Raw genomic sequence first — 6,775 nt, 5'->3', positions numbered from 1 at the left:
GCGGGATGCAGTTCGACGACAACGCCGATCTGGACACTTCCGAGGTCAAAGACGTACGCGGCAGCCGCATCCCGGGCGGGACTCAGCCGGCGGTGACCGGGCCGGCGGCGGCAGCCTGGGCTATCCGCTGCCGCATCTCCTCGGAGCTGTTGGCGCGCGGGAACTCCTCGTCGGGCACCTCGACCCCGAGGAACGCGCACAGCGGCTCCCACCCCTGCTTCACGTCGTACACGAGGACGTTGTCGGCGCCGAGGGCGCGTACGACGTCCGCGGTGTGCCGGTGGTAGACCTCGATGGCGTGGTCCTTGTCGGAGAACCGGCCGTCGAAGAGGCCGTCCCAGACAAGGGCGTTGACGACGCGGAACAGCCGGGCCTGCCGGGAGCCGGGCTCGGGCGGGTGCTCCATGGTTCGCAGCGCGAACTGGTACAGCGTGTCGTACGTGCTCTTGTACCAGCCCTCGGCGTCGCGCACCGTGAGGACCACCTTGGTCCCGGGGAGCGCCTCGCTGATCTGCTGGTAGTAGACGGTGGAGGGACCGTCCACCGCGGAGGCGAAACCGTCGTAGAGCGCGGCCCAGTCGGGCTGCTCGCCGTCGCAGATGATCCGCTCCCACTGGGCCAGGCGCTGGTCGTCGTCGACGATCTCGAACATGTGGAAGCAGGGTCCGAGGCCGAGCCGCTCCAGGGCCACCTGGAGCGAGGTCGTGCCGGTCCGGCCCAGGCCGGCGTTGATGAGCTTCAGCACGGTGATGTGTCCTTTTCCTCAGCGCCAGACCGCGTCGTCCTGGTGGGTGGCGACGTTCACCCGGTTCCAGAAGTTGACGAGGCTGATGTGCATGACCAGCGCGCCGAGCTGCACGTCGGTGTAGTGCTCGGAGGAGTTCGCCCAGACCTCGTCCGACGGCGCGTTCTGCGCGTCGGTCTGCAGGGTGACGGCCTCGGCCAGCTCCAGGGCGGCGCGCTCGGCGTCGGTGAAGGTGGGCTCGGTCCGCCACGTGTCCACCAGCAGCAGGCGCTTGTCCGCGGGCTCGGCCGGGAAGGTGTAGACGCGGCCGTTGAGCGCGGCGACGCGCAGCCGGATGAAGTCGAGGGTCGACTGCGGCACGCCGACCTTGCCGATGACCTCGGACAGGTCGAGCAGGGGCTGCAGGGCGCCGGGAACGACCAGGGAGGGGTTGCCCATCCGTTGAGCCATCGGGAGTTCTCCTGTGTGATAGCGGTGCGCTGGAAGGTGAAAGAACGTCGGACAGGGCCGTCGGACGGAGCCGTCGGACAGGGCCGTCAGACCGGGATCGCCTCGATGATCGAGATCGGTGAGGCGGTGGGGATCGCCCTGGTGATCTTGAAGCCCGCCTTGGCGAACAGCTCGGTGTACTGCGCGAGGGTGCGGTCCTGGGAACCGATCATCAGCATCAGCCAGAGGTCGATGGTGTGGCCGATGTGGCGCTCGTTGTTCTCGGGGAGCAGGTACTCGATGCAGAGCAGCTTGCCGTCGGGGCCGATCGCCTCGCGTGCGTTGCGCAGGGCGGTCAGGGCGTCTTCCTCGGAGAAGTTGTGGATGATGCGCTTGTACAGGTACGCGTCGGCGCCCTTGGGGAGCGTGCCGAGGTAGCTGCCGTGCTCGACGGTGTAGCGGTCCGCGACGCCGGCCTCCTCGAAGAGCGAGGCCGAGTCCACGGTGGCGATCTCGAAGTCGTACAGCACGCCCTTGGCGTTCGGCGCCTGCTGGAGGACGCCCGCCAGGAGGTAGCCGCGGCCGCCGATGACGTCCACGACGGTGCCGAACCCGGAGAAGTCGTAGGCGGCCAGGACCGGGTCGGTCTCCGACTCCGAGACCTTGCCGAACGCCTGGAAGAACGCGGCGGCGTAGGCGTGGTTCGCGTGGAAGAAGTCCAGGGTGCTCATGCCGCGCAGCTTGGGCAGGTTGGCCTCGCCGGTCTGCACGGTGGTGAGCAGGTGGCCCCACTCCTCGTGCAGCAGGGGGTGGCTCATCAGCTCGGCGAACTTGCGCATCGAGTCCTGCGCGTCCTCGCGGAGCTTCTCGGACAGCGCCGTGTTCTCGTACCGGCCGTCCGGACGGACGGCGAAGACTCCGTGGCCGGACAGCGCGCGCAGGATCCGGTGGGTCGCCTGCGGGTCCGCTTCGACCCGCAGGGCGATGTCCTCGGCGGACAGCGGCGCGTCGGCGAGCACGTCCGCGATGCCGAGCCTGGCCGCGACGGAGATCGCCTGGGTGATGACGGCACCCTGAATCAATTCGAGCAGGGCATAGGAATCCGACTGGTCGCGGACCTCGGCCGATGCGGACATCAGGTTTACCCCCGGAGTGTCTTATTGCGGATTCCAGACGATAGGTCGGCGCTTCTCCGCGCCGCAACCGACCGATGTTCTCAGATCATTGACGAGAAGGGTTCAACCGGGGAATTCTCGCGTTTGAACGGAGTCCACCTCTACTAACACTCGACCGGTAATCCGACCCCGCTTGTCAGGCTGTGCCGACCGCGACCTTGCAGTCGCCTTGAGGAGGCCGACGTTGGCACACGACACCCCGACCCCGGTGGATTTCTGGTTCGACCCGACCTGCCCCTGGGCGTGGATGACTTCCCGATGGGTCCTTGAGGTCGCAGAGCAAAGGCCCCTGGACATCCGCTGGCACATCATGAGCCTGACGGTGCTCAACGAGGGGCGCGCGGACCTGGACGAGCGCTGGCACCAGAACCTGGCCCTGCGCATGGAGCCGGTACGGGTCTGCGCCGCAGCCGAGCAGAGTTACGGACCGGGGGCGCTGGGCCGGCTCTACACCGAACTCGGCACCCGGTTCCACCTCGAGAAGGCGCCCAAGGACCGGGTCACCTACGCGGAGGCCCTGGCCGCCTCGGGCCTCGATCCCGCCCTGGCCGACGCGGCCGCGTCCGACGCGTTCGACACCGCGGTGCGCACCTCGCACCACGACGGCGTCGCCCGCGTCGGCACCGATGTGGGCACCCCCATCGTCGCCGTGGGGGACGTGGCCTTCTTCGGCCCCGTGGTGACGCCCACGCCGCGGGGGGAGGCCGCGGTGAAGCTCTGGGACGGCGTGCTCGCGGTGGCCGAGACCGACGGGTTCTTCGAGCTCAAGCGCACCCGGACCCGGGACCCGATCTTCGTCTGAGCCCCGGCTCCCCCGCGGCCGGCTCGGGCGTCAGGCCCGGGCCGGGACCGCCGGGGCGGTCCAGTTGTCCTTCAGCCACGCCTCCACGGAGACCAGGTTCGGCCTGTTCTTGCGCAGTTCGGTCAGGTCGGCCTGGAAACCGTCGCGCTCGAACCAGTCGAACATGTTGGCGAGGTCCGGGCGGCCCGCGCGCAGCGGCTCGATGGGCAGCTGCTGGAAGCGGGTCGGGATGCCGGAGACGGCTTCGAACGCCGCGGCCATCTGCGGCCCGGTCAGCTCCTCGCTGGCGATGTCGACCGTCCGGCCGATCCATTCCCGCGGGTTCTCGAAGGCGTCCGCGGCGAACGCGCCGATGTCGCTCGGCGCGATGACCTGCACCGAGGTCTCGGGGTCGAGCCACATGGCCAGGACGAGCTCGCCCTGCCGCGGGCGCGGGGCGATGTCGAGGAGGATGTCGTGGAACATGGCCGGCCGCAGCACCGTGGTCGGCAGGTCGAGCGTCGCCAGGTACTGCTCGCCCACCAGCTTGCTCTCGAAGTGCGGGACGCGGGTGTCCCGGTCCGCGCCGCCGACCGAGCTGTAGACGTAGTGCTTCACCCCGGCCCGCACCGCGGCGTCGGCCACGGCCTTGCCCTGGCGGATCTCGGCCTCGACGCCGCCGGGGCCCCGGAAGGTCTGCACGCTGAAGACGCCGTACACGCCCTCCGTCGCCGCCGCGAGCGACGCCTCGTCGTCCATGTCACCGCGGACGAGGACCGCGCCCGCCTCCTCCAACGCCCGCGCCTGCTCCTTCTGCGGGTCGCGGACCAGGGCGCGCACGGAGAATCCGCGCCGCAGCAGGTCGCGGGCGACCGCCCCGCCCTGCCGGCCGGTGCCGCCCGTCACCAGGATCGTCTCTGCAACCGCCACTGTCTGCCTCCATGTCGTGTGCCCGCCGGGCTCCGCCCGGCCCGGCTGTCGGGTGTGATGGCCGCGAACGGCCGCGGTCCCTCGCGGGACGGTGACGCTCCGCGCTACCAGGGAACGGGGCCGTCGTCCGCCAGGCACTGGCCCGTCGGGCCGGTCTCGTCCAGCGTGGCGAGCCGCACGGCGATCTCCGCGCCCTCGGCGGGCGACCGGTACCCGCGGTGGTGGTTGATGTCGGTGCGCACCACTCCGGGGAGCGCCGCGTTGACCTTGATCGGGGTCTCCCGCAGCTCTTTCGCGTACGCGAGCGTCACCGCGTTCAGGGCGGTCTTCGAGGACTGGTAGGCGATCATGCTGAGGGCCGCCAGAGGACCGCCCGGAGCCGAGGCCAGGGTCAGTGAGCCCACGTGGCTGGACAGGTTGACGATGCGGCCGGCCGGGGAACGGCGCAGCAGCGGCAGCATCGTGTGCGTCACGGTGACCACGCCGAACACGTTGGTCTCGAAGACCTCCCGCAGGTCGGCGGCGGTCGCCTCGCTGGGCGTCCCGGTGAAGCCGCCCGCGATGCCGGCGTTGTTCACCAGGATGTCCAGGCGTCCGAACCGCCGCTCGATCTCGCGGGCCGCCTCCTCCACGGAGGCCGGGTCCGTCACGTCGAGCCGCAGCGGCACGGCCGTGACGCCCTCGTCCGCCAGCTCGTCCGCGGCCTGCTTGCCGAGGACCTCGTCGCGGGCGCCGATGAGAACGGTGATCCTCTGCTCGCCGAGTTGCCGCGCGATGGCGAATCCGATGCCCTTGTTGGCGCCCGTGATGAGCGCGACCTTCTCGAACGGCACGTTTTTCCCTTTCGTGAGGTCCGGGTTCCACTGCCCCCGGAACGCCACTTCGCCGGATACCCAGAGGCGGCGAGCGGAACGTCGTGCGCCCGGTTTTCAAGCAATGAATTAATACGTTCACGGTACGAAAAGCAAACGCCTGGGCACCTCCGATGATGCCGTCGGAGCTCCCTGTTCAAGTGCCGAAAATCCGCGGTCGAACGGCCGGTCGGCACGCAATTGCGACAGATGGGCCCGCCTTCTAGGCGCCCTCCACCCGCGTTCCGGGGCGCTCCGCGAGACTGCCCACGCCTGTCTCGGCGCCGACCGTACGGGCCTTACGACACCGTAACCATGAAGGAGCTGGTGGAATGACTGGGAGCGAACAGGCTCAGGCGAGCGGTAAGCCCCACGTGGTCATCGTCGGTGGCGGGATCTCGGGGCTGGCGGCGGCGTTCCACCTGCGGAACGAGCCGGTGCGCGTGACGCTCCTTGAGAGCTCGTCCCGGCTGGGCGGGAAGCTGCTGGTCTCCGACGTGGCTGGGGTCGCGGTCGACGAGGGCGCCGAGTCGCTGTACGCCAACCGCAAGAAGACGACCGGCCTGATCAAGGAGGCGGGACTCGGCGAGCAGATCGTGTCGGCGGGCCCCGTCACCGCGTCGGCGATCTGGACCCAGGGCGCGATCAAGCACCAGCCCGACCGTCAGTTCATGGGTGTGCCCTGTGACATGGACGACCTCGCCCGGTCCGGAGTGCTGTCCGACGAGGGCATGGAGCGGGCGCGGCAGGACCTCGTGCTGCCCTCGTTCGACCTGGAGGGCGACGTCTCGGTCGCGTCCTTCGTCGGCGGGCGGTTCGGCCAGGAGGTCGTGGACCGCCTCGTCGAGCCGTTCCTCGCCGGTGTGTTCGCCGGGCGTGCCGCGGACCTGTCGTTCGAGGCCACCCTGACCCCGCTGGCGCGGTCGTCCCGCGATCACATCTCGCTCGCGGACGCGGCCGGCTCGCTGGTGCCGCACCTGCAGGAGGGCGAGAAGCCCCCGCCGGTGAGCGTCGCCACCCTCGAGGGCGGCTTCGGCACGCTGCCCGCGGCGATCATCTCGCAGGTACTGGACGCCGCGCCGGACACGGTCCTGCGCACCGGAACCCCCGTCCGGGACCTCGCGCGCAGCGGTGACGGCTGGCAGGTGACCGTGGGGTCGGCCGCCGACCCGGAGGTCATCCACGCCGACGCGGTCGTCATCGCCACCCCGGCCGGTCCGACGAGCAGCCTGCTCGCCGGGGTCCCGGGTACGTCCGCCGCCGTCTCGGCGCTCACCGAGGTGCCGTACTCCAGCGTGGCCATGGTCACGCTCGCCTTCCCGCGCTCGGCGTTCCCGGGCGGGCTCTCGGGCCGCGGCTACGCCGGCTACCGGGTGCCGGCCGAGGAGGGCAAGGCCGTCAAGGAGGTCACCTTCACCACGGTGAAGTGGCCGCACCTGGCGGGCGAGGTGGAGATCGTGCGCTGCTCGCTCGGACGGTTCGGCGAGGAGCACATCCTGCAGCGCGACGACGCGGACCTGGTCGCGCTGGCGACGGCCGAGCTCGCCGAGGCCACCGGCGTGACCGGTGCTCCGGTGGCGTCCCGCGTGAGCCGCTGGGAGAGCGCCCTGCCGCAGTACACCGTGGGCCACGTGGACCGGGTGCGGCTGATCCGGGAGACCGTGGCGACCCAGCCCGGACTCGCGGTGTGCGGTGCGGTGTACGACGGCGTGGGTGTCGGTGTCTGCATGATGACCTCGCGCAGGGCCGTCGACCAGATCCTCCCCTTCGTGAAGAAGGCGGCCGCCGCCGCTCCGGTCGCGGTCGGAGTGTGAGACCGGATCCACCGGAGTGATCCCGCAGGGGTCGCTCCGGTGGATCCGGC

Annotated in this window: 7 protein-coding genes; 2 read left to right on the top strand and 5 right to left on the bottom strand. The window is 70.5% G+C overall.

The genetic code is table 11. The features are described 5' to 3' along the window. Positions 1-82 precede the first annotated feature (82 nt). The 3 genes from ABZY57_RS31610 to ABZY57_RS31600 all read right to left on the bottom strand — a co-directional run bounded on the left by ABZY57_RS31610 (position 83) and on the right by ABZY57_RS31600 (position 2,310). Positions 83-745 (bottom strand): sulfotransferase family protein, encoded by a 663-nt coding sequence (locus ABZY57_RS31610; protein ID WP_356517800.1) that lies wholly within the window; start codon positions 743-745, stop codon positions 83-85. An 18-nt stretch (positions 746-763) separates the two neighbouring features. Next, on the bottom strand, positions 764-1,195 hold the full coding sequence (locus tag ABZY57_RS31605) for a carboxymuconolactone decarboxylase family protein (RefSeq protein ID WP_356517798.1): 432 nt from the start codon (positions 1,193-1,195) through the stop codon (positions 764-766). Positions 1,196-1,281: 86 nt separating this feature from the next. Next, positions 1,282-2,310 (bottom strand): methyltransferase, encoded by a 1,029-nt coding sequence (locus tag ABZY57_RS31600; RefSeq protein ID WP_356517796.1) that lies wholly within the window; start codon positions 2,308-2,310, stop codon positions 1,282-1,284. Positions 2,311-2,533: 223 nt separating this feature from the next. On the opposite strand from ABZY57_RS31600, the gene ABZY57_RS31595 reads away from it, so the two are divergent. Then, positions 2,534-3,151, top strand: a complete 618-nt coding sequence (locus tag ABZY57_RS31595; protein WP_356517794.1) for a DsbA family protein — start codon at positions 2,534-2,536, stop codon at positions 3,149-3,151. 30 nt (positions 3,152-3,181) lie between these two features. On the opposite strand, the gene ABZY57_RS31590 is transcribed toward ABZY57_RS31595, so the two are convergent. Further along, positions 3,182-4,060 (bottom strand): NmrA/HSCARG family protein, encoded by an 879-nt coding sequence (locus tag ABZY57_RS31590; protein ID WP_356517792.1) that lies wholly within the window; start codon positions 4,058-4,060, stop codon positions 3,182-3,184. A 104-nt stretch (positions 4,061-4,164) separates the two neighbouring features. Continuing rightward, entirely contained in the window at positions 4,165-4,893 is a 729-nt protein-coding gene (locus tag ABZY57_RS31585; RefSeq protein ID WP_356517790.1) for an SDR family oxidoreductase, read from the bottom strand. Positions 4,894-5,243: 350 nt separating this feature from the next. Here ABZY57_RS31585 and hemG point away from each other — a divergent pair, with 350 nt between their 5' ends. Further along, positions 5,244-6,725, top strand: a complete 1,482-nt coding sequence (hemG, locus tag ABZY57_RS31580) for a protoporphyrinogen oxidase (protein WP_356517788.1) — start codon at positions 5,244-5,246, stop codon at positions 6,723-6,725. Positions 6,726-6,775: the final 50 nt, after the last annotated feature.

Origin of the sequence: Streptomyces sp. NPDC006450, assembly GCF_040612195.1 — a bacterium.
GTDB lineage: Bacteria > Actinomycetota > Actinomycetes > Streptomycetales > Streptomycetaceae > Streptomyces.
This window is presented reverse-complemented; position numbering and strand designations above follow the sequence as displayed.

Bases quoted from the DNA above. Each gene is read 5' to 3' on its own strand.
- ABZY57_RS31605 (WP_356517798.1), bottom strand. From the start codon at position 1,195: ATGGCTCAACGGATGGGCAACCCCTCCCTGGTCGTTCCCGGCGCCCTG.
- ABZY57_RS31600 (WP_356517796.1), bottom strand. From the start codon at position 2,310: ATGTCCGCATCGGCCGAGGTCCGCGACCAGTCGGATTCCTATGCCCTG.
- hemG (WP_356517788.1), top strand. From the start codon at position 5,244: ATGACTGGGAGCGAACAGGCTCAGGCGAGCGGTAAGCCCCACGTGGTC.